This window comes from Flavitalea antarctica (assembly GCF_054461535.1).
The window spans coordinates 92,152-112,836 of the sequence record NZ_JBTLQG010000010.1; the positions used below are offsets into that span (position 1 = coordinate 92,152).

Genomic DNA, 20,685 nt, shown 5'->3' on the forward strand with positions numbered 1-20,685 from the left:
CTGACCCGGTTTCAATTGATAAATGTTAAGAAGATGATTTTTCTAACAAAGAAATATTTCAAACGCGGCTTATCTTTTTACGGATGCGGCTCAAATGTTCCGGGGTAACCCCTATAAATGAAGCAAGCATATATTGAGGAACCTGCTGCAACAAGGCTGGCTGGTCCGCGATCATATGACGATAGCGTTCTTCAGGACTCATGGCGAGGAGGGCAGTGGTGCGCTGGTTCAGATAGATAAAAAGCATTTCGGCTATCTTCCTGCCAAACTCCTGGTAGGCAGGGAAGTCTTTATACAAACGCTGCATGTCATTATAACCAAGATCAATCACTTCGAGATCGGTTAAGGCATCGATACTCTGACCAGCGGGTTTTTGAGTCAGGAAACTTTCATATTCTGAGGTATACTGTCCAGGTAAAACAAATCCGATAGAGATATCTTTCCCTTCAAGGTTGTAATACAGCCTTGCCAGTCCGCTGTTCAGGAAAGAAACAAACCGGCAGACCTGGCCGGCTTTAACCAGGAAATCACCCTTTTGGATGCGACGTACAACCAGGCATTTATCAAGCGCTTCGAGGTCGGCTTTGCTGAGCCGGGGCACGAGGTTAAGATAATAGGCATGAATCGCTTCAAACATTTCTTTTGTTGTTTTACAGTCAGTCACACTAAGCCCTAATTCCGAAAAACGGACCTAAACTGTACTTAATCCGGGCTTACCGGACATCAACATGAAGGCAAAAAACCGGGTTCGAAATTTCAGTTTTTAATACTTTTACAGAAACCTAAAAATATGGAAAACATTGTTATAAAGGCTTACAGCGAAGAGCTTAAAGCCGAATCGACTTCCACAAGAAAGTGTCTTGAAAGAATTCCTGACAACCTTTACAAATATAAACCACATGAAAAGTCGATGGAGCTGGGGTACCTTGCTTTACTGGTCGCTGAAATCCCTAAATGGATCGCGTTGATGATAACAGACTCGGTCATCGATTTTGCTACCTACAAGAACTTCGCATTGAGCGACACCAAAGCCCTGCTGGAACATTATGAGAGAAACTTGCAGAGTGCTCAGGATGCCCTTGCCAACTTTACTGACGAGCAATTGAAGACTGATTTCGAGCTTAAGAACCACGGACAATTGTTATACGCTTCTCCTAAGCTGAAAGCAATCAGCGAAACGCTGAACCATTGGGTACATCATCGCGGACAGTTAACGGTTTATATGCGTATGAACGACATTGCGGTCCCATCAATCTATGGCCCCTCTGCAGACGAGAAAACATTTTGACCGGTCACCCAATAAAAGTAATTTAGGCTAAACAATTACATGCCTCCAATTACTCCACTACCCTTCTACGCAAAACTCAGCTTCAACCTCATAAGCATAGCTCTCATCAGCCTCCTCATCTACCTGGGGCAGGATATACTGATGCCTATCTGCTTTGCTATCGTATTGGCATTCCTGTTACTGCCCGTATCCGGGTGGCTTACCCGCAAAGGGCTCCCCGAAGTCGTGGCTATGTTACTCGCAATACTGCTGGCATTGCTGGTAATAATAGCGATAGGATATTTTTTATCTTCTCAGATAGCAGGTTTCGTGGATGACATACCAAAAATTAAAAGGAATCTCACCCAGCACCTGGAAACCGTACAGGAATGGATCAGGGATAACTTCAAATTTACAAAGCGGGAGCAGGAGAAAGCGGTTAAGGATGCTACTAAAAATATGCAGGGCAGTGGGCCCGGTGTACTTGGAACCACGGTGCTTAGTGCTGCTTCAGTACTGATATATATTTTCCTTCTTCCTATCTATACTTTCCTCATCATGTATTACAGGAACCTGATCCGTAAGTTCCTGGTAAGTTCGTTCGATGAAACACATAAAGAAAAAGTTGAGGGAGTTTTGCATGAGTCGCGCGGTATCATCCAGAGTTATATGGTGGGGCTATTGATCGAGATGGCCATTGTGACCGGGCTGAATGCTGCAGGCTTCCTGGCCATTGGCATTGAGTATCCCATTTTTCTCGCAGTTATGGCTGCGATCTTAAATATGATACCGTATGTAGGGATGTTGATAGCGACAGTAATTGCCATGGTAATAACGCTTACCACGGCACAAAATCTTAGTGATATCATCTGGGTTGGTGCGGTGCTCCTGGTGGTTCAGTTTATCGACAATAACTTCCTGATGCCTTATGTAGTAAGTTCAAAAGTAAAAATCAATGCGCTGGTAAGTATAGTGGGTGTACTCGTAGGAGGCGCGCTGGCCGGTGTTTCGGGCATGTTTTTATCGATCCCCGGAATAGCCATTATAAAAGCAATATTCGACCGGGTTGATGGTCTTAAACCCTGGGGCATGGTACTTGGCGACGATCGTTATGCGACCCGGACAAGTAAACTCCGGCTAAAGAAAAAATCAAAGGCGTAGTCATCACCAATACGTTACTCAAATAACCTATAGCCGCAACACAGTAAACTTATTCCAGATGCAAACTAAAGTTATGCCGCTAAGAAAGTAAGTTTAATCCATCATTGTATTTGCCTCAATAAGTAAAAAGTACCATAAAACGATTTAATTCCACCACCCTGGAAGGCCGTAGTTAGGTAATTTCGTAATCAATGGCAAAGTCAATAAAGAAGGCGAAAATTCCGGTTTATGACATCCGTTCTATTGAACGTGGCGCACGACACAACCTGATGGTCCAACGGTTTGACAGCTATCTCGAAGAGCATTATGAACATCTTCACCGGCCGCACCGTCATTCTTTTTTTCACCTGGTACTTTTCACCGGAGGAAGTGGCACACACACTATCGATTTCCGTAACTATAAGGTTAAGCCTTTCCAGATGTATTTTATGGCGCCAGGACAAGTGCACAGCTGGCATTTCGATAACAATATCAAAGGTTATGTTGTCCATTTCGAGGAGAATTTATTCACACCCTTCCTGGCGCATCCACGGTACCTGGAAAGATTTGGATTTTTAAGAGGCAATCCGGAATCTGTAGTCTGCAACCTGCCCGAAGCGGCACACAAGCTAATGATTGGATTGTTCGAATCGCTTTTGCAGGAAACTACCGGTGAGACAGAACATCACCTTGACATGGTACGCATTCGCCTGCTGGAGATTTTCATAATGGCGGAACGATACTGCGGACACAAGCCAGTTAAACCAGGCGCTGAACACAAGATGACGCTTTTGAGAAGTTACCAGGAGCTGATCGAACAACACTACCGTGATTTGAAGCTTCCAAAACAGTATGCAGATCTGTTGTATATAACCCCCAATCACCTGAATGCGCTTTGCCAGGATCTGTTGGGAAAAACAGCCGGTGATCTTATCAGGGACAGGGTATTGTTAGAATCGAAAAGACTGCTCACGAATGCCGATATGACTATAACAGAAATTGCGTACGATCTCAATTTCAAAGACAATTCTTATTTCAACAGGTTTTTTAAAAAAGAAACAGGAATCACGCCAGATGAGTTCAGAAAATCTTTCCTGGATTCGTGATCACTCTACTCAACTATCAATACTCACAAATTTACTTAAAGACTTCAATGAATCATGAACACTAAGGCAGTTATAGAAGCAAAAAAAAACCAGGTAAGCGATAGTCCGGAAAACGGGATAGTCAGCCTGTTTTCCTGCAAATGCCCCAGATGCCGCCAGGGAAAGATGTTTATTTCAGATAATCCCTGGATGTTAAAAACAACTATGAAAATGAATCAGACCTGCCCGGTGTGTGCCCAACCATTTAACCTTGAGCCAGGATTTTATTACGGATCAAGTTATGTTTCCTATGCATTGTCAATTGCGATTTCCGTAGCTACCTTAGCGGCCTGGTCGCTCACGATAGGTATCTCAACAACAGATAACCGGTTTTTCTATTGGATGATAATAAATATCATCCTGCTTATTTTTATCCAGCCTTACCTGATGCGGGTAGCAAGAACTGGATGGCTCGCTTTCTTTGTCCGTTACGATCGTGACTGGCAAACTAACCCCGTTGAACAACCGGAGCGTGTTAACCGCGAACAGGAAAATAATTGGTAAGAAACTGTGTTTCTACAAAAAATTATGTAGCACAATGTATGCAGCCATGTCATGAAAAAAATCTGTTAAATCATACCCTCAATATTAAATAGGCGCGTGCTGATGTCTTATTATCAGCTTAGTTTATTATCTTAGCCATATGCAGTATAGCATTACACATAAAATGACCTTTGAATCGAACAAGCTCCCGCTTGCGATGAGGTCATTGTATGCCTGCGTTGATTCAGTTTTTGATAAAAGGCTTGACTACTTCCCAACATCCAAGGACTTTCAGTCTTAATTCCCAGCCGCACCTATAACGGAGGCTGGGCCACCGGTCTTAATTCCATATTGGTTTTTAGCGAGATTATGTTTTCCGGATAAACGCTGGTTAACATAACAACTGCAGCCGTGTTTAAGTACCGGTTACCGTTCATTTTCGGCAACATAATATTCAGTTACACACCAGGTGTTGAAACCGGTTGCCGGTTAGATATTACCTGGTCAGGACAAGGCATTGCTGTGTCCATCGGCATCGCTATGCCTACCCAAAATTCAAATCTCAGCTATGATACTTAATAATAAAGAAGTCTCAGCGAAGAGGATTGTGATCCTGTTCCTGGTATTGCTAAGCGCGATCTCGATACGAAATGGTTATACTGATAACACTGATTGGTATTGGGTTTCAGCACTGTCATTCCCCCTACTGGTGCTATTTGCCAGTAAGAAACGGAACGCTAACCAACCTTACAGAAGAACATTTCGCCGTCATAAGTTTCAAAGAACCAGAAGACAAGCTTCAGAAATGAGCATTTAATCATTAAAGAAAAAGTTACCATGCAAAAGAACAAAAATCAACTTATTGTGGCAGAAGATGATTACTATATTATTAACGCTTTGCTGTATGCAGGCTCAGATAAACCTGTATTTGACCGGCGCAATGCGGATTTGCTACAGGCAGAATTAAGAAAAGCAAAATTAGTAAACAAAGAAGACCTGCCGACTGATGTCGTGAGATTAAATTCCAGAGTTAAATTGAAGTCGGATCAAAAGGATGATATAATGGAGATTACTTTGGTGACCCCCGACAGGGCAAATATCAAAGAGAAGAAAATTTCCATTATGGCACCGATAGGCACAGCGCTTATCGGCTTCCGGCAGGGTCAGCAGGTTAAATGGCAGGTACCCGCCGGAAAAAAAACCTTTACCATAGTTGAAGTAATTAACGAACAGAAAAACCACTGATCCTGCCTTAAGGATCACTCATGCTACATCAACACATTATTGACTGACTGTATCGGTTGGGGTAAACTCGATTCCCCCAACTGTTGCAGCAGGTCAATCTCGATGTTCCGGCAAATAGATAACATGGGTACATCATTTTCAAGTCCTTCAAAAGGATTTTCCGAATAGTCACCAACCAGCTCCATCAGTATGTACACCCAGCTGATCACAATTATAAATGGTATGGCAAGCCAGATTCCGTAGTTGCCGATCTTATTAAATTCAGAGAAAAATCCAAACGGAAGTATCACAATAAACAGGCAGATCATAATAAAACCGTAGCTACCAAACTGGCGGGGAAAGGGCGTTTTTTTTATTCGCTCTGCTTTACCCTGGTGATCATAGAAATCATCAAGGACTCCCTGCAGTTTGACGTGTTCAAACTCAGTGATATATCCAAGTCGCCTTACTGTGGCAAGTTCCTGCGACTGTTTATCGATCATTTGCGCTGCGGCATTTTTAAATGAAGATAATGTTGAGTATTCAACGGCGGGCAGGTAATGACGGACCTGTGAGTCGGTGATATCATCGCCGTATAAACCAAGGCCCGACCTTTTCATTTTCTCGCGTCCATCCCTTCCAAACGCCCCACGGAGACTTACATGCTCCCATGATGTTGGTTCCAGCAACTGGCTGCGCAACTTATATAACCATGCGATATGACGATGAAGAAATAACTTTTTTATCTCAGTTAACTCATCCTCAGTCTTACCATTATCATAATTGACTATAAATGCTCTCACATTCGAACCCCAGATCCTGCTGCTGTTTACTATACCACCCCATACGATTCGTGCCTCCCAGATACGATCGTAAGCCTGGTTGTTTTTAAAGCCAACATAAAACGCAACTGCTGTACCGATGAGTGATAGCGGCAACCATGGTATATTAAAATCGCGCAAGGGAGTAAAGCGATACAAAACCGCGATGATAACTACATAGGGTACCAGCCAGGCAAAATGTTTCCCGGTGTGCAGATATATTTCCCTGACGGTATAATTCTTTTTAATGTGCATGCCTGATTAAATTATACTTCCCTGGTCAAATCATATATCTCCTGGATAGAAGCCAGTATTTTATTGAAATTTATGTTCAGGTCAGTAAGTTTACCGGTGGATATATCGAAAACCCAACCGTGTATCTGCGGATACCCTGTCCTTAGATACGCTTTCTGAACAACCGCCATTTTGATGACGTTCACGCACTGTTCCTCGACGTTAATCTCTACCAGCCGGTTATACCTTTCATTTTCGTTTGTGATGTTATTCAGTTCATCCTTGTGGAGCCGATAAACATCACGGATGTTTCTAAGCCAGGGGTTCAACATTCCCAGGTCCTTGTTTTGCATAGCTGCTTTGACACCGCCACAAAAATAATGACCACATACCACTATCTGCTTTACCCTGAGATGAGCCACAGCATATTCGATAACGGCTGTTGAACTGCCATCATTATTTGGAACGAGATTGGCTATATTCCTGTGTACAAACATTTGACCTGGTTGAGTGCCGGTAATTTCTTCGGCAGTAACCCTGCTATCACTGCAACCAATATATAAGATGTCCGGCGACTGGCCATGCGAAAGTTGCTCAAAAAAATCGGGTTGACTTGCTTTTTTTTCAGCAACCCATTTGCTGTTATTTTCGAAAATCTGTTTATATAGGTCCATATCACAACAATTAGAGGGTGTAATTCAAATATAAATAATTATCACGTTGATATCGGGGCTGATATTCATTCAGAAGATCCAGGTATCTGACTTTTCCATTGTGAGTATGTTGTTCCTTCAGTTATTGGTGTCGGACTTTCGAAGCACAAATTGTAACCATCAGGGTCCGTACATTGAACAACCCATAAGTTATTGCCGACAAAAGGTTCGGGCACTTCCAGTCCTTGTGAAGTGAGCCTGCTGTAGATAGTAAGCGCGTCGTCACACATAAAACATATACTGATGCCTTTCCCCCTTGCCTCACCCGGTACTTGCTCACGGTATTCCTGTAACATAATTGCTGCCTCCCCGATCTGAAGCCAGCACCACTCGATCCGGCCATTCGGTTCCCACTTGATTTTGATTTCGAAGCGCAGTTTGTCTATGTAATAACGAAGTGATCTTTCCATGTCCACGACCATGAAAAAAGGGACAGCCTGCTTTACATTCATTGTTTTATTTTCCTGTTCCATAACAAGCGAATTTGGATAAATAAAGAGCGGGACTATTACTCTCAAAGCTAGCAATATTGCATCAACCCTGCTTAGCCGGTTATCAACGGTTACAGGGTGTGCATCACGCTGAGCAAACGCCGATAAATTGATTTGGCTACATACGTTTTTCAAACCAAAATATTACTGTGCGATAAGAGTAAATTCTTAGTTCAGGCTAATTCCGAATACTTATTTTTTTCCTGAGATCTGGAGCTATCTATCAGACTTGTGAATTATCTTTAATAAAAGCCAAATAGCTTAATTTCGTCACTCTTTTTTCCCGGATTTCCGATCGCATTTATCCCGGATAGGTTGTCCATATTCAGAAATTCAGACCTTACCAGATGAAGGTAAAAAATCCATTGATGCCCGCAGGTGATTCCTCCGCTGAGCAACTCCCTATGTTAGATCTTCGCGTTTTTGAAGCAATGCCCTGTAACAGCATTCTGGTTGCCATTGATAAACCAGAATACACCATCCTGGCAGTTACTGATGGTATGTGCAAAAGGGCAGGATTATCACGGGAAGACATGATCAATAAGCCATTCTTCGCGCCCTTTCCTTTGAACCCCTCAAACCCGGATGATCCAAATTCAGCCGGACAGAATCTTGTTGCCGCATCGTTTGAACAGGTGATAAAAACGAGGGCGATACATCAGCTACCGGTTGTCAGGTATGATCTCGAAAACACTCCCGGCACTTTTACCGAGCTATACTGGAAAATATATAATAAGCCTGTATTGGATGCAGGGGGAAACGTGATATATATCCTGCACACGTCAGAAGATGTTTCCGCACAGGTTAAAACGGAACTCCGAAGTAATGAACTAAAAGATATTGAGAAACAGCACCGCCTGTTTATGCAGGCTCCCATAGCCATACAGATACTGAGAGGTCCCGAGCTTAAGATCGAACTGGCGAATGAACCCACCTTCGCGGTCTGGGGAAAGGGCAGGGATGTTGTAGGAAAACCACTCAGTGAAGTAATGCCGGAACTTGTCACTGCCGGCTACATTGAAGTGCTGCATCATGTAAGAGATAGCGGCGATAGTTATGAAGCTTATGAACATCCGGTCAAACTAAATATAGAAGGAAAAGAAGAAATCAAGTATTTCAATCTTTTTTGTCAGCCTTACTACGACTCTGACAAAACGAACGCAGCTGGTGTATTAGCGTTCGCAAATGATGTTACGGATAAAATGAAAGCAAAAAAAGCGCTTCGGGAAAGTAACGAGCGATTTGAAGCAGCCATTGAAGCGATACAAGGCGTGCTATGGACAAACAGTGCAGAAGGAGAAATGGTCGGTGAGCAGAAGGGATGGGCAAAGTTGACCGGGCAGTCATTCGAGGAATACCAGCACTACGGTTGGGCGCAGGCGGTGCATCCGGAAGATGCGGCAGCTTCAATAAATGCGTGGAACGAAGCCGTACGTGAACGAAAAACATTTATCTATGAGCACAGGGTGCGGATGAAAGATGCGTCCTGGGGAACATTTTCTGTAAGGGCGATACCGCTGAAAAATGAGGATGGCTCGATCCGTGAATGGGTTGGCGTTCACACCAACGTTACCGAACAACAAAAAATAGAACAGCAACTAAGGGAAAGCGAGAAAAGGTTTCGTTACCTGGCAGATGATAGTCCCATTTTTGTGTTTATCATTCAGCCCGATTCTTTTGCGAAGGTCAGCTATTGGAACAAAACCTGGCTTAATTATACGGGGCAAACCAACGCAGAAGCCCTTGGCCGTGCCTGGGATGGCATAATCCATCCTGACGATGTATCCGTTGTGATGGAACATTACACCGAAGCATTCAGCAAAGGCCAATCTTATTTTATACCAGCAGTTCGGGTGAGAAGACACGATAATAAATATCGCTGGCATGCATTCAAGGGCAACCCGCGCTATTTACCCAATGGTGAGTTCAACGGATACCTCGGGGTGGGCTTCGATATCCATGAACAAAAGTTAGCGGAAGAAGCCCTAAAGCAAAGTGAAGAACGAACGCGGCTTGCAGTGGAGACTGCGAGGATGGGCACTTTTGAAATAAACATGACGGAACAAACATTGATTTATTCAGCCCGTGCAGCGGAGATATTTCAACTTGATCCAAGTAAAGTCTGGCCGTACAATGTGTTCACTGATGCCATTCATCCGGAGGACCAGCACATCAGGAATAAAGCACATGAGGAAGCTAAAGTGACTGGTGAACTTTTTTACGAAAGCCGGATCGTTCTTCCGGATGGCCCGGTCCGCTTCGTGCGTTTGAATGGTAAATATTATTATCGTGATCTAACACCATTCCTTATTGGCACCGTCATTGACATAACAGATGAAAAGAGAACTGCTGACCTGCTTGAACAGAAAATCAATGAACGCACCCGTGAGTTGAAGCAGGTCAACGACAAACTGAGCCAGTTTGCCTATTCAGCTTCCCATGATCTGCAGGAACCATTAAGAAAGATCCATATCCTCCTGGATCGTTTGCTGATCACGCTTGGCCAGCAGGTGACAGAAGAAAATAAAACGATTGCAAAACGTATACAGCATACCACCGCCAGGATGCGTCACCTGATAGATGATCTTTTGGCATATTCCAATACCACCCTTGGAGCTACCGGGCTTAACGATGTAGACCTTGCGGAAGTAATCAATGAGGTGTTGGAAGATATGGAGATAAGTCTCACGGAAATTAAAGGCAGGGTACATATAAACCGCCTTTCAACAGTAACGGGCGACAAACGTCAATTACGGCAATTGTTCCAGAACTTAATTGACAATGCGCTTAAATATCGTAAGAAGAATGTTCCACCTGAAATTGCTATAGATGCAGATCTTGTTGAAGGCCGGGATATCAGGCAATATATTCCTGATGCATTACCCGGTGAAATCTACCATGAGATAACGGTAAGGGACAACGGAATCGGCTTTGATCCTGAAGATGGAGAAAGAATCTTTAACCTCTTTTACAGGTTGCATGGAAGAGAAGAATACCAGGGCACCGGGGTCGGGCTGGCCATAGTTCAGAAAGTTGTTGAAAATCACAAAGGCTATATCCGTGCCGATGGTGTTACAGGAGTTGGCGCTGTATTTAAAATCTACTTTCCAACAAGGCTTACACATTGAGTGACTTAACACGGGCAGAAACTGTATGGATCTTATCATCACTTTATCAGTGATAAAAGCAAAAGAAAAGCTGCCCAAAAAGATGGACAGCTTTTGATCTGGGTTCCGGTCTTCTTATTTTAAAAGTTCATCAAGTTTTTTTTCGAGCTCTTCTCCGTGTATGTTCCTGGCTACTATTTTACCAGACTTATCTAACAACACGTTGCCAGGTATGCCGCGGATTCCATAAAGCTTCGCCGGTTCACTATCCCAGAACCTGAGATCAGAAACCTGTGTCCAGCGCAGGTTATCTTTTTCAATTGCTTTTACCCAGGCTTCTTTTTTGCTGTCCAGCGAGACACCGAAAACATCAAAGCCTTTTTCCTTATACTTATTATGGATTCGAACAATGTTTGGATTTTCACGCCTGCATGGCCCGCACCAGGCTGCCCAGAAATCGACCAACAGCACTTTTCCAAAATGTTCGGAAAGTTTTACTGTTTTCCCACCAGGATCCGGCAGTTGAAAATCCGGTGCCTGTGATCCAACAGAGACTGATTTCAATGCGACCGGAAGCTCATTCAACAATTTCACATATTGTGTTTGCGATAATGATTTGTCAAGAAGCGCTGTGTATCTTATAAGATCATCTGCAGACAATGAAGGGGAATAATACCTATAAAGAACAAATGCAGACACGATGGAAGACGGATCTTCCCGGATAAACTTTTCGATATCGGTCGCTCGGGCATTTTTCTGATAAATCCTGAAACGGTCAGTAGCGGCCGAGCCACTAATGGAAGTTTTTCTGCCATTAGCGGAGGTGTCCAGTTTAACAGTGATTTCTTTGGTTTCATCGATAAAGAGATAAACCGGGGATATCAGGCTGGTATCAACAGCGAGGCCATAAAGTTCGGGAAGTTCAAGTTTCGTTGAAAAAGAAAAGCGGCCGTTTTTGATGACTGAAGAGTCAATTACGAAGAACATTTTGTTGAAGTAGCGCTGCAGGTAAACCTTTTTCTGATCTGCGATGCCCACCACTTCGCCTCGTATTTGTATATTTTCCTTCACCGGGTTGGCATAGAGACCGGTTGTAAAAATTCCTAAAAAGATGGTAAACAGGATGAGAACAGGATACCTCTTTTTCAAGGTTGTCGATATGATCATTTTCTGTATTTTTTATTTGATGAGATTAGTTAGATTCGAATTCCCAGACGAGGTGTTATTCTGAAGATTTCCAGCCCTCATCGGAGGCTGTGGCCGTTTCTCCATTGCTCCCCTTCTCGCCAAAAAATCCCTTGCCCCCGAATGTGTACACGGTATTCTTGGTCAGTTCCAGTTGTAGTTGCGGAAGCGGATATTCAGTGGGAGTGCCGCCTATAAGAAGATTATTCCTTCTCATAAAGGTGAATGGTACAAAAGCTCCGCCTGCACCATCAATTTCAATGGCATACTCATAATGAAGGGCTTTCTTCACGCCTTCCTCCGTTGCAATAACCGGTGGTAATTTCCCTTTACTAATGCGTGAAGCTGTTGCAGCATTCAGTTCGGCAGCTGCACCCGGAAAATCCTTCAGCCAGAATCTGGATTCCGCTTTCAGAAGCCTTATTTCTTCCAGCAGGAAAAATGGATTTATAGCACCCGGTGTGTTTAATGTATTCCTTGTATTGAACCAGCGAACGCGGAAATAATTTGTAAACAAACCCCTTCCCCTGGATTCCAGCATGATACCAAAACTTGGGGTGTATCCGAAATATTGGTAAAACCTGGCATCATCTGAAATGATTGCCGGTAACACACCAGTCGACGGATAATATGAAGGGGTTTTACCCGTCTTATCTGCCAGGTAAGCAATTTTTATATCCGGTGCCAGCCATCCTGAACCGTCAGTATTTCTTTGAACAAGCAGCGAAACGAGTTGATTGTAATATCCGCCAGTAACCGTAGCAATGGTGAAGTCAGTTGAAAATCCTTTCTGTGCATAGGCTAAGACACTATTCCAATGGCCAGTCCCGAGCGCGGCCGCTTCTGCCCTGTCTCTCGGTAGTGAAGCCAGTATGCGCGCAGCAAGCGAATTCGAGAGTTTGATAAAATCTGATTTTGTAATAGTCGTACCACTTAGGAAATCAAACTTCAACGCGGATGATGCCTCGGCAAGCTCAATCGCCCTATCAATGTGTTTGAGGCCGTTCGTAAGAAGTTCCTTGTATGAATTCGGAAAATCGCGCGTTGTCAGATCAGGGTCATCAACTATAATTCCCTTATCGAATATTACCCCGAGATAACCCTGGGATACGCCTTTGGAAAAGTAAGCGGCAATGCGACAATCGTTTGTGCGGTCATTGCCCTGGTTATCAACAATCGCTTTTTTCTGCACCTCGATGATATCGAGCGCAATAGTAGCATCTAGGTTGGCCTGGTAAAAGTTATTATAGAATGTGTTCCAGGTAACAGCACCGCGATATGAAGCGTTGTTGTTTAACCTGAGCCTGGGCTCATTTGCAAAATCCCACCACGAAGAGTTACCGTTTGTATTGGTGGTTTGATCGGCCAGCAGGCTAAAGTGTACACCCGCAGAACTGGTGGTGGTATTGAATGTTGTTTGCACACTACTGGTTACAAGCTTATATCCCAGGTCCCTGATAAGATCATTTGCTTCCTTGTTCGTGAACGAAGATGGATCATCAAAATCCGTTTTTTTGCAGGAGCTAATAAAGCTTACCGCTATGAGCAGATAAATAATTTGTTTCATGTTGAACGTTTAAAAATTTAAGGTTAGCCTGCCACTGAAAGTCCGGTAGATTGGATAGGCATAAAAATCAATATCAAACCCTTCTGGTGTAACCCCGGTGAAATCTGTCCAGGTATAAAGATTTCGACCAATGAAGGATAGTTTAGCATTCCTGATAACCCGGGACACACCTAAACTCTTAACCGGAAGGCTATAGCTGAGGGAGACTTCTCTCAGTGACACATAGCCGCTGGGTTCCATCCAGTAATCGGTTGTCTGCTGTGCATTAAATACAGCAGTAACAAATGGAAGCGGTAATCCCGCAGCTACTGCCCTGTCAGTAAATTCAGAGCGGTACTGGTAAGTGAGATAGTTCACGGTTTCATTATATTTCTGACCACCCTGTTTCCAGTCGAGCACCGTGTATAGCGAGAATGGTCCCCAGCTGATGGTGTTTGAATAGCCTACCTGGAAGTCAGCCTGTGCGTCACCAATCACCTTCGTATTTCCCGTGGCTGCATTTTCATAAAAAACAGGTGCTTCATTAGCAGTGCCGACCCGGTCCTTACGTACCACAAATCCAATACTATTAACAGTGAAATCTTCCGGCTTTAAGACGCCGCCCGCAGCATTTGATACGAAACCCTTTTCATCAGTTTCTAACTGGTCAAGACTTGTAAGGATACTGTATCCGTAATATGCATAAGGACTGATACCTGCAGCTTTGCGGAAATCCTGTGAAGTAAATTCAGGGACATCACCGAGGGACGTAATCAAACTACGTACACGGCTGAACGTTAGTCCCGCATCCCATTTGAAAGTGCCTTTTGATACGAGGTTTCCGTTGATCTCCAGCTCGATGGAATTTGATTTTACTTCGCCGAGATTATCCCAGATGCCTGCGGTTCCGGTTGTCGGTGGAAAAGCCGGAACGAGTATGAAATCATTTTTGCTGACTGCATTGGCGTAATTAGCCTGGATATTAATCTTATTAAAAAGCACCGCATCAATACCCAGCTCCAGCTCGGAGGTCACTGCTCGTGTTAGTTCAGTATTATCCCTGCGGGTATAACTTACGCCGCCAGAACTGGACAGTGTAACACGGCTATCCTTTGCCCCAAATGGTGGCAGACTTCCTGCCTGTCCGTAAGCAGCCCTGAATTTAAGATCTGTCAGGACTCCAAGGTCCACGTCTTCAGTGAGCCTGTATGCTATAGAAGCTCTCGGGAAGAATGCTGCGTCAACATCTGAACCGAACCTTGAACTGAGATCATAACGACCAAGCAGGTCAACAAAGATTTTATTCCTCCACGCAGTCTTGATGTTCAGAAAATAACCATAGTTTACAAGCTGGTTCCAAAGTGAGGTTGTTGACCTGGTGGATGCCTCAGCTACTTCCAGGCTTTTTACCGGGGCGCTGAGATTATAGCCTGAACCTGAAAGTCCCTTTAGCCTTGATTCTTCGTAAACCGTTTTAAGATTAACTCCAAGGTCAAAGTCACCAAAATGATCATTATAGTTGAATTGTAATTGACCATTTTTTGAAGATACGCGCTCATTCGCCAGGCCGTAATACCCATTGTTCTTTGTGATATCAGGGGTTAAGGTCTGGTAGCCAATGGGATAATAATCTTCGATCTCGCTGTATTCGTTTTGAAATGCACCATTAACCTCTGCTGATAATTTCCTGGAAAATTTATATTTAAGCTTTCCACCTATAAAATAATTATTACTCAGGCTTTCATACTCCCGGTAACTTAACTGGTAGAAGGGATTCCCGACATTGAATTTCTGGATATCAAAGCCATATGGTTTATAGGCATAACGTCCATCCGCCTGCTTTTCGGTAAGATCAATAAATGGCTCGTAGATTAAGGCTGAATATAAGACAGATCCTGCACCACTTGATGAAACCGAAGCTGATGGCGTATTGCGGCTATAATACTGCACGGTTACATCCGCTTCCAGACGTTTATCAGGTTTGAATCCAACGTTAAGCATAGCGGTTCTCCTGGTATCAGGTCCTATTGGTTCAGCGATACCGCCCCTGGACTGATTTTGAAAAGACGCATACAGACTATATTTCTCGCCCGCCGTTGCAACTGAAATAAAGTTTGCAAAATATGGATTGTTACTTAACATGTTGTTTACGTTATCATGATAAGTCGTGTACCTGTGCTGATTCAGCGAAAATCCATTACCCTTAAAATCAAGGGTGCGATTATTACCTGCACCCAGGACGAATGAGCCATCAGGATTCGTTTTATAAAAGTGATGTTGGGAAGTAGGAGGAGTTCTTTGAACATTACTCACTCCATATTCGTTATCCAATGTCACCATGAGTTTGTTAGATGCTCTTCCTTTTTTTGTCAGCACCTGTATTACCCCACCCTCGCCACGGGTTCCATATAAAGCCGAAGCAGCAGCGCCCTTCACAACCTCTATCGATTCGATGTCCTGCGGATTAATATCAGATAATTCAAGGCTGGTCACAAAGCCATCAACAACCAGCAATGGGGCTATATTACCATTGATGGATTTAGCTCCGCGCAGATAAACGGTCGCACCTTCATTACCGGCTGATTGATCAATCTGGATACCGGCAACCTTCCCCCGCAAAGATTGGGAAGCGTCTGAAGCTGGTACAGTGTTTAATTGTTCTGTGGTGACTTTTGTAAGGGCGAATGATAACTTCTTGCGGGTGGTACCCTGCGCAACACCTGTAACAACCACATCCCCAAGCTGGGATGACAGTTCCTCAAGTTTTACAATGATATGATTGGCAGATGCTGTGAGTTCCTGCGATTTATAACCAACATAGCTTACCACAAGCTCATACGGAAGCGTTTGACCTGTCCGGAAATTGAATGTTCCCTTATTGTCTGTCACGATATTGTGAGTAGTTCCTTTGATACTTACACTGGCGCCTTCGAGTGGCGCCCCGGTTTTGATATCGATTACCTGGCCGCTAAGTACGGAATTAATAACGGGCTGAGTGGACTGAGCAAATAGCAGGACCGGCATTATCGCAAGGGCCGATAACCAGGTCCGCAACTTTTGTTTCATCAAACAATAAATTTAATTATGAATAAGATTACGATTCATGTAGGCAAAAGATTTCCCTTATCACTTGGAAACGTGGTGACTAAAATCCAAAACAACGCAGGAAATAGCAATCGATAGTGGGAGGTATCGTTTAACAACGATAGGCGGAACCGTGCTGATTGGGACTTACAAATCCGAAGCAAATTAATGCAGACATTCGATTGTGCATCTTAGTTAGTTTTGGAATGAGATGGTTATTAGTCTACTATTTTGATAGACAAATATAAAAGAATGATTTTGTAACTGCCAAAACTTTTTACAGCAGCATAAAAAAAAAGGACAACTATAGCTGTTACTTTGTTACAAGTAAGTGCTACAGTTGTCCTTCGTGAGATAAATAGAATTTGGAAAAATTGCTGCCTTATCCCACTATGAACACCTCGCCTATCTTCATTTACGCGCTTCCTTGATACGGACGCCTTTTGCTTCAAACATACCCATTGAAACATAGATTAGCCATTAAGCAAAACTTTTCAGAGATTTGATCATCTGAGGATGACGAACATTATACACGCTTAATTCTTAATGATGAAAGATCCCTTAAAATCGATCAGACAACCACTTGTCACAGCAACCGGAATACTATTAGGCTTTCTGTTGAATGTATCCGGTGCCTGGGTGTCCAAAGCATTTGCGAGCGACAGACTGGCGGAGTACTTCGTTGCGGCAAGTGTTACGATTCCAATACCATTGTATGCAATTGTGTTGTTCCGGATATTAAGACTAGATTATCCCGCCGATAAATATGAAGCCTATTATAAGAAAACATTGGTCTTATTCGTCAGTGGGGTAACCATATCCTTCCTGTCACTTGTAGCTATCATGTTGGAAAGCGCCCTGCATGCGTAGCGTTGACCTTTCCAGGTGCAGCGACAAAAATGAGCTAAAACGATACAGAAAGTAAACATCCGGAACACATTCAACAGATAAAAATCAACTCAACGCCAAAATCAAAAGTGCAAAAAAAAACGACGTAATTCCGTCGTTTTTTTTTGCATTAGCTTATAATCAGGGATGTAGATCAAGCTAACAATCAGATATGCGAAGCACTCCACTCCGTTTCCTTTATTTCGTGATGTTCATAAGGCTGTATCATCAGGTCTTCAATTTTTCCTTCCATTTTGCGGCTGAAACGGGCAATCAGCTTATCGAAGATTGCATAGATTACCGGCACAATTATAAGCGTCAGGAAGAGCGATGATAGCAGTCCACCGATGATAACCCAGGCGAGGCCGTTTTTCCATTCCGCACCGGCGCCGCTGGCTAATGCAATCGGTAACATCCCTATCACCATAGCAATTGTCGTCATCAATATTGGCCTTAACCGCGCATGGTTAGCATCTATCAGCGCCTGGTAAGTGCTGGCCCCTTCCGCCTTACGTTGATTGGTAAAGTCAACAAGGATGATCGCATTTTTGGCTACGAGACCGATCAGCATGATCAAACCCAGGATCGTAAATATGTTTAAAGAATTATTGGTAAGTGCCAAAGCCAGGAACGCACCTATGATGGCCATCGGGATAGAAAATAACACCACCAACGGATAAATGAAGCTGTCGTAAAGACCCACCATAATGAGATAGACCAGCACTATCGCTGCCAGCAGGGCGACTCCCATTGATCCAAAACCTTCACTTTGATTTTCCATGTCACCACTCCACACATACCCTACACCGGTTGGCTTAGCCAGGTTATCCAATTGCTTTTGCCATTCTGCCGCCAATGTACCTGATGGTCTGCCCACTACCTGCGACTGCACCGTAACGGATGTACTCTTATCTCTTCTTTCCAGCTGGCTGGGGCCAGAACTTTCGGTTATCGTTGCAAATTGTGACAGCCTTACCTGCTGTCCCTGCTCATTGATGAAAAGCAGGTTGCTGACATCATTGATCTGTTGCCTGTTGAAGGCGTCATACCTCACATTGATATCGTATTCATATTCACCCTGTCTGAACTTGCCATCAGTGTTCCCGCTGAAAGCTGTCTGCATGGTACTCCCAACGGTTGATAAATTGAGACCGAGTGAAGCCATCTTATCCCGGTCAACCTGGACATTAATCTCCGGGTTGCCAGCTTCAACAGATAACTTTACTTCACTCGAACCCTTTATCTTTTTTAGTTCATTCATAGCTGACTTTGCGAAAACCATCACTGAGTCCAGTTGGGGACCAGTCACAACCAATGCAATCGGGGCCTGCTCAGGTGTTCCCAGGATACTCACCGGAACTGTTTTGATTTTTGCACCAACAAGGATCGGGGCCAGCTCCTTTTTTATTTTTGCCGCATAGATATAGGAGTCATCCGTTCTCTCCTTTTTAGGGACGAGCTGCACAGCTATCTCCGCTTTATAGGCAGTGGATTGGGTTGCAGCGTTTCCATCGCTCGACTGGCCAACCGTGGCGATCTGCCTGGTGATTTCTTTTTTATTCCGAAGATATTGCTCGGCCCGCTGTGTCATCTGGTTGGTCTGTTCGATCGAAGCATCTTTGGGCATTTCAATCTGTACCAGGAATTCGCCCCGGTCACTTTTAGCAAAAAATTCAGCACCAATGTATCCCGCACCGACTAGGTAAAAGGAAGCAACTAATAAACTCACAACAAGACCTACGGTAACTTTCTTATGACCAAGACACCATTTCAGCACATTGGTTATCCAAAGGGTAAACGCATGTAAACCCTTTTCGAATCCGAGCAGTATGCGACCAAAAAATGACTTATTGGAAATCTGCTCAAGTTTGCCAAAGCGGGAAGACAACCATGGCACTATGGTAAACGATGAAAGCAATGATAATAACGTAGCCATAGCAACAGTTACACAAAATTCTTTCAGGATATCCGCTGCCAAACCAGAGCTGAGCGCGATAGGAATAAATACAACCACTATAACAAGGGTAATAGCGGTAACAGTGAAGCCGATTTCCTTGGTTGCATCATAAGCAGCCCTCACGCGGTTTTTTCCCATCTCCATGTGACGGTAGATGTTTTCCAACACAACGATAGCATCATCCACAAGGATACCTACCACCAGCGATAGAGCCAGCAGTGACATAAGGTTTAACGAATATCCCAAAAGGCTCATGCCAATAAATGTAGCAATGAGCGAAGCGGGGATGGCAACCATCACAATGGCAGCATTACGCACACTATGTAAAAAGAACAACATCACTATCGCCACCAGTATGATTGCGAGTACAAGATCAAAAATGACGGCGTTGGCAGATGCAAGGGTGTAAGTGGAACTGTCGCTTACAATTTCAAGTGACAAACCGTTGACTGCATAATCTTTTTCTAGTTTTTCGACACTTGCCCGTATACCTTTACTCACAGCCACTGCATTTGCATCAGACTGTTTGGTAACACGCAAGGCTATGGAACTTTGCTGGTTAACCCGGGCGATTTTTTCGACATCTTTTTGAGCATCCTGTACTTCGGCAACGTCTTTGAGACGGATCTCACGACCGGCAGCGGAAACGATAACCAGGTTTCTCAACTCGTCTACTGACTGATATTTTCCCGCGAGTCTTACCAATATATCCTGCTCTCTGGTCTGCACACTACCAGTCGGGAAGTCGAGATTAGAAGCAAGTATCTTGTTCTGAACCTGCGCCAGTGATAAACCAAAGCCCTCGAGTTTTGCTGAATTGATGTTTACCTGGATCTCTCTTTCCTGTCCACCGACGAGGTTAACCTGCGCAACACCCGGCACCCTTGACAACACTGATGAAATCCGCTTGTCCATCAGGTCGAAAAAAGCAGCTTCATCCATTTTTGCAGAGGATGAGATGGTAATGATGGGCAAATCATCAAGGGAAAATTTGTTCAAAGAGGGCGGGTCAACATCTTCCGGAAGATCACCAAGAATGGCATTCACTTTCCTTTGGGCGTCGTTCAATGCAAGATCAACATCGGCCCCACTGTTCAATGTTATCGTGATGGTGGAGAGACTCTCAAAAGATTTTGATTCAAGCTTTTTGATATTCTCCATTGATGATACTGCATCTTCGATTTTCCTTGATACCGTATTCTCAACTTCACCAGGTGATGCACCCGGGTATACGGTCACAACAGAAACCACAGCCGGCGCGAACTTGGGTAACAACTCATAGTTCAAGGAGGTATAACTTAATATGCCACCCAGGGTTAAAATCGTAAACAAGACGATTACGAGGGTGGGCCGTTTTATTGATATTTCAGCGATTTTCATTATTAGTTCTTTTTACTTTT

General features: G+C 43.8%; 16 protein-coding genes. 8 read left to right on the forward strand and 8 right to left on the reverse strand.

The features are described from left to right. Positions 1 to 58: 58 nt before the first annotated feature. The gene (locus tag ACX0G7_RS11975; protein WP_458923709.1) at positions 59 to 637 is read right to left on the reverse strand and encodes a Crp/Fnr family transcriptional regulator; all 579 of its coding nucleotides are present in this window, start codon (positions 635 to 637) and stop codon (positions 59 to 61) included. Between the two features lie 153 nt (positions 638 to 790). On the opposite strand from ACX0G7_RS11975, the gene ACX0G7_RS11980 reads away from it, so the two are divergent. From ACX0G7_RS11980 to rnk, 6 genes are all read left to right on the forward strand, one after another. After that, a complete protein-coding gene (locus tag ACX0G7_RS11980) occupies positions 791 to 1,288 on the forward strand; it encodes a DinB family protein (RefSeq protein ID WP_458923710.1) in 498 nt (165 codons plus the stop codon). 39 nt (positions 1,289 to 1,327) lie between these two features. Then, the gene (locus ACX0G7_RS11985; protein ID WP_458923711.1) at positions 1,328 to 2,428 is read left to right on the forward strand and encodes an AI-2E family transporter; all 1,101 of its coding nucleotides are present in this window, start codon (positions 1,328 to 1,330) and stop codon (positions 2,426 to 2,428) included. Positions 2,429 to 2,619: 191 nt separating this feature from the next. Further along, on the forward strand, positions 2,620 to 3,513 hold the full coding sequence (locus ACX0G7_RS11990) for an AraC family transcriptional regulator (RefSeq protein WP_458923712.1): 894 nt from the start codon (positions 2,620 to 2,622) through the stop codon (positions 3,511 to 3,513). A gap of 54 nt (positions 3,514 to 3,567) precedes the next feature. After that, positions 3,568 to 4,056, forward strand: coding sequence for a DUF983 domain-containing protein (locus ACX0G7_RS11995; protein ID WP_458923713.1), 489 nt, complete (start codon positions 3,568 to 3,570; stop codon positions 4,054 to 4,056). Between the two features lie 547 nt (positions 4,057 to 4,603). Next, a complete protein-coding gene (locus tag ACX0G7_RS12000) occupies positions 4,604 to 4,852 on the forward strand; it encodes a hypothetical protein (protein WP_458923714.1) in 249 nt (82 codons plus the stop codon). A 20-nt stretch (positions 4,853 to 4,872) separates the two neighbouring features. Next, positions 4,873 to 5,280 carry a nucleoside diphosphate kinase regulator gene (gene rnk, locus ACX0G7_RS12005; protein ID WP_458923715.1) on the forward strand — a complete coding sequence of 136 codons (408 nt, stop codon included), beginning with the start codon at positions 4,873 to 4,875 and terminating at the stop codon, positions 5,278 to 5,280. A 23-nt stretch (positions 5,281 to 5,303) separates the two neighbouring features. Here rnk and ACX0G7_RS12010 read toward each other — a convergent pair whose 3' ends face one another. The 3 genes from ACX0G7_RS12010 to ACX0G7_RS12020 all read right to left on the reverse strand — a co-directional run bounded on the left by ACX0G7_RS12010 (position 5,304) and on the right by ACX0G7_RS12020 (position 7,500). After that, positions 5,304 to 6,335, reverse strand: coding sequence for a bestrophin family protein (locus ACX0G7_RS12010; RefSeq protein ID WP_458923716.1), 1,032 nt, complete (start codon positions 6,333 to 6,335; stop codon positions 5,304 to 5,306). A gap of 11 nt (positions 6,336 to 6,346) precedes the next feature. After that, positions 6,347 to 6,988: a carbonic anhydrase gene (locus ACX0G7_RS12015; protein WP_458923717.1), complete on the reverse strand. Its 642-nt coding sequence runs from the start codon at positions 6,986 to 6,988 to the stop codon at positions 6,347 to 6,349. A gap of 65 nt (positions 6,989 to 7,053) precedes the next feature. Further along, positions 7,054 to 7,500: a VOC family protein gene (locus tag ACX0G7_RS12020; protein ID WP_458923718.1), complete on the reverse strand. Its 447-nt coding sequence runs from the start codon at positions 7,498 to 7,500 to the stop codon at positions 7,054 to 7,056. A gap of 365 nt (positions 7,501 to 7,865) precedes the next feature. Between ACX0G7_RS12020 and ACX0G7_RS12025 the strand changes: the two genes are divergently transcribed. Next, positions 7,866 to 10,646: a PAS domain-containing sensor histidine kinase gene (locus ACX0G7_RS12025; RefSeq protein WP_458923719.1), complete on the forward strand. Its 2,781-nt coding sequence runs from the start codon at positions 7,866 to 7,868 to the stop codon at positions 10,644 to 10,646. Positions 10,647 to 10,760: 114 nt separating this feature from the next. On the opposite strand, the gene ACX0G7_RS12030 is transcribed toward ACX0G7_RS12025, so the two are convergent. Genes ACX0G7_RS12030 through ACX0G7_RS12040 form a run of 3 tightly spaced genes read right to left on the reverse strand, consistent with a single transcriptional unit; the run spans position 10,761 to position 16,422 of the window. Then, positions 10,761 to 11,792, reverse strand: a complete 1,032-nt coding sequence (locus tag ACX0G7_RS12030; protein ID WP_458923720.1) for a redoxin family protein — start codon at positions 11,790 to 11,792, stop codon at positions 10,761 to 10,763. Between the two features lie 55 nt (positions 11,793 to 11,847). Then, positions 11,848 to 13,377, reverse strand: a complete 1,530-nt coding sequence (locus ACX0G7_RS12035; RefSeq protein WP_458923721.1) for a RagB/SusD family nutrient uptake outer membrane protein — start codon at positions 13,375 to 13,377, stop codon at positions 11,848 to 11,850. A 9-nt stretch (positions 13,378 to 13,386) separates the two neighbouring features. Then, on the reverse strand, positions 13,387 to 16,422 hold the full coding sequence (locus ACX0G7_RS12040; RefSeq protein WP_458923722.1) for a SusC/RagA family TonB-linked outer membrane protein: 3,036 nt from the start codon (positions 16,420 to 16,422) through the stop codon (positions 13,387 to 13,389). A 567-nt stretch (positions 16,423 to 16,989) separates the two neighbouring features. Here ACX0G7_RS12040 and ACX0G7_RS12045 point away from each other — a divergent pair. Next, positions 16,990 to 17,310: a hypothetical protein gene (locus ACX0G7_RS12045; protein WP_458923723.1), complete on the forward strand. Its 321-nt coding sequence runs from the start codon at positions 16,990 to 16,992 to the stop codon at positions 17,308 to 17,310. Positions 17,311 to 17,494: 184 nt separating this feature from the next. On the opposite strand, the gene ACX0G7_RS12050 is transcribed toward ACX0G7_RS12045, so the two are convergent. Continuing rightward, positions 17,495 to 20,665, reverse strand: coding sequence for an efflux RND transporter permease subunit (locus ACX0G7_RS12050; RefSeq protein WP_458923724.1), 3,171 nt, complete (start codon positions 20,663 to 20,665; stop codon positions 17,495 to 17,497). Positions 20,666 to 20,685: the final 20 nt, after the last annotated feature.

Coding starts and splice junctions, on each gene's coding strand:
- ACX0G7_RS11975 (WP_458923709.1), bottom strand. CDS start 637: ATGTTTGAAGCGATTCATGCCTATTATCTTAACCTCGTGCCCCGGCTC.
- ACX0G7_RS12040 (WP_458923722.1), bottom strand. CDS start 16,422: ATGAAACAAAAGTTGCGGACCTGGTTATCGGCCCTTGCGATAATGCCG.
- ACX0G7_RS11985 (WP_458923711.1), top strand. CDS start 1,328: ATGCCTCCAATTACTCCACTACCCTTCTACGCAAAACTCAGCTTCAAC.
- ACX0G7_RS12020 (WP_458923718.1), bottom strand. CDS start 7,500: ATGGAACAGGAAAATAAAACAATGAATGTAAAGCAGGCTGTCCCTTTT.
- ACX0G7_RS11980 (WP_458923710.1), top strand. CDS start 791: ATGGAAAACATTGTTATAAAGGCTTACAGCGAAGAGCTTAAAGCCGAA.
- ACX0G7_RS12035 (WP_458923721.1), bottom strand. CDS start 13,377: ATGAAACAAATTATTTATCTGCTCATAGCGGTAAGCTTTATTAGCTCC.
- ACX0G7_RS12045 (WP_458923723.1), top strand. CDS start 16,990: ATGAAAGATCCCTTAAAATCGATCAGACAACCACTTGTCACAGCAACC.
- ACX0G7_RS11990 (WP_458923712.1), top strand. CDS start 2,620: ATGGCAAAGTCAATAAAGAAGGCGAAAATTCCGGTTTATGACATCCGT.
- ACX0G7_RS11995 (WP_458923713.1), top strand. CDS start 3,568: ATGAACACTAAGGCAGTTATAGAAGCAAAAAAAAACCAGGTAAGCGAT.
- rnk (WP_458923715.1), top strand. CDS start 4,873: ATGCAAAAGAACAAAAATCAACTTATTGTGGCAGAAGATGATTACTAT.
- ACX0G7_RS12050 (WP_458923724.1), bottom strand. CDS start 20,665: ATGAAAATCGCTGAAATATCAATAAAACGGCCCACCCTCGTAATCGTC.
- ACX0G7_RS12030 (WP_458923720.1), bottom strand. CDS start 11,792: ATGATCATATCGACAACCTTGAAAAAGAGGTATCCTGTTCTCATCCTG.
- ACX0G7_RS12000 (WP_458923714.1), top strand. CDS start 4,604: ATGATACTTAATAATAAAGAAGTCTCAGCGAAGAGGATTGTGATCCTG.
- ACX0G7_RS12010 (WP_458923716.1), bottom strand. CDS start 6,335: ATGCACATTAAAAAGAATTATACCGTCAGGGAAATATATCTGCACACC.
- ACX0G7_RS12015 (WP_458923717.1), bottom strand. CDS start 6,988: ATGGACCTATATAAACAGATTTTCGAAAATAACAGCAAATGGGTTGCT.
- ACX0G7_RS12025 (WP_458923719.1), top strand. CDS start 7,866: ATGAAGGTAAAAAATCCATTGATGCCCGCAGGTGATTCCTCCGCTGAG.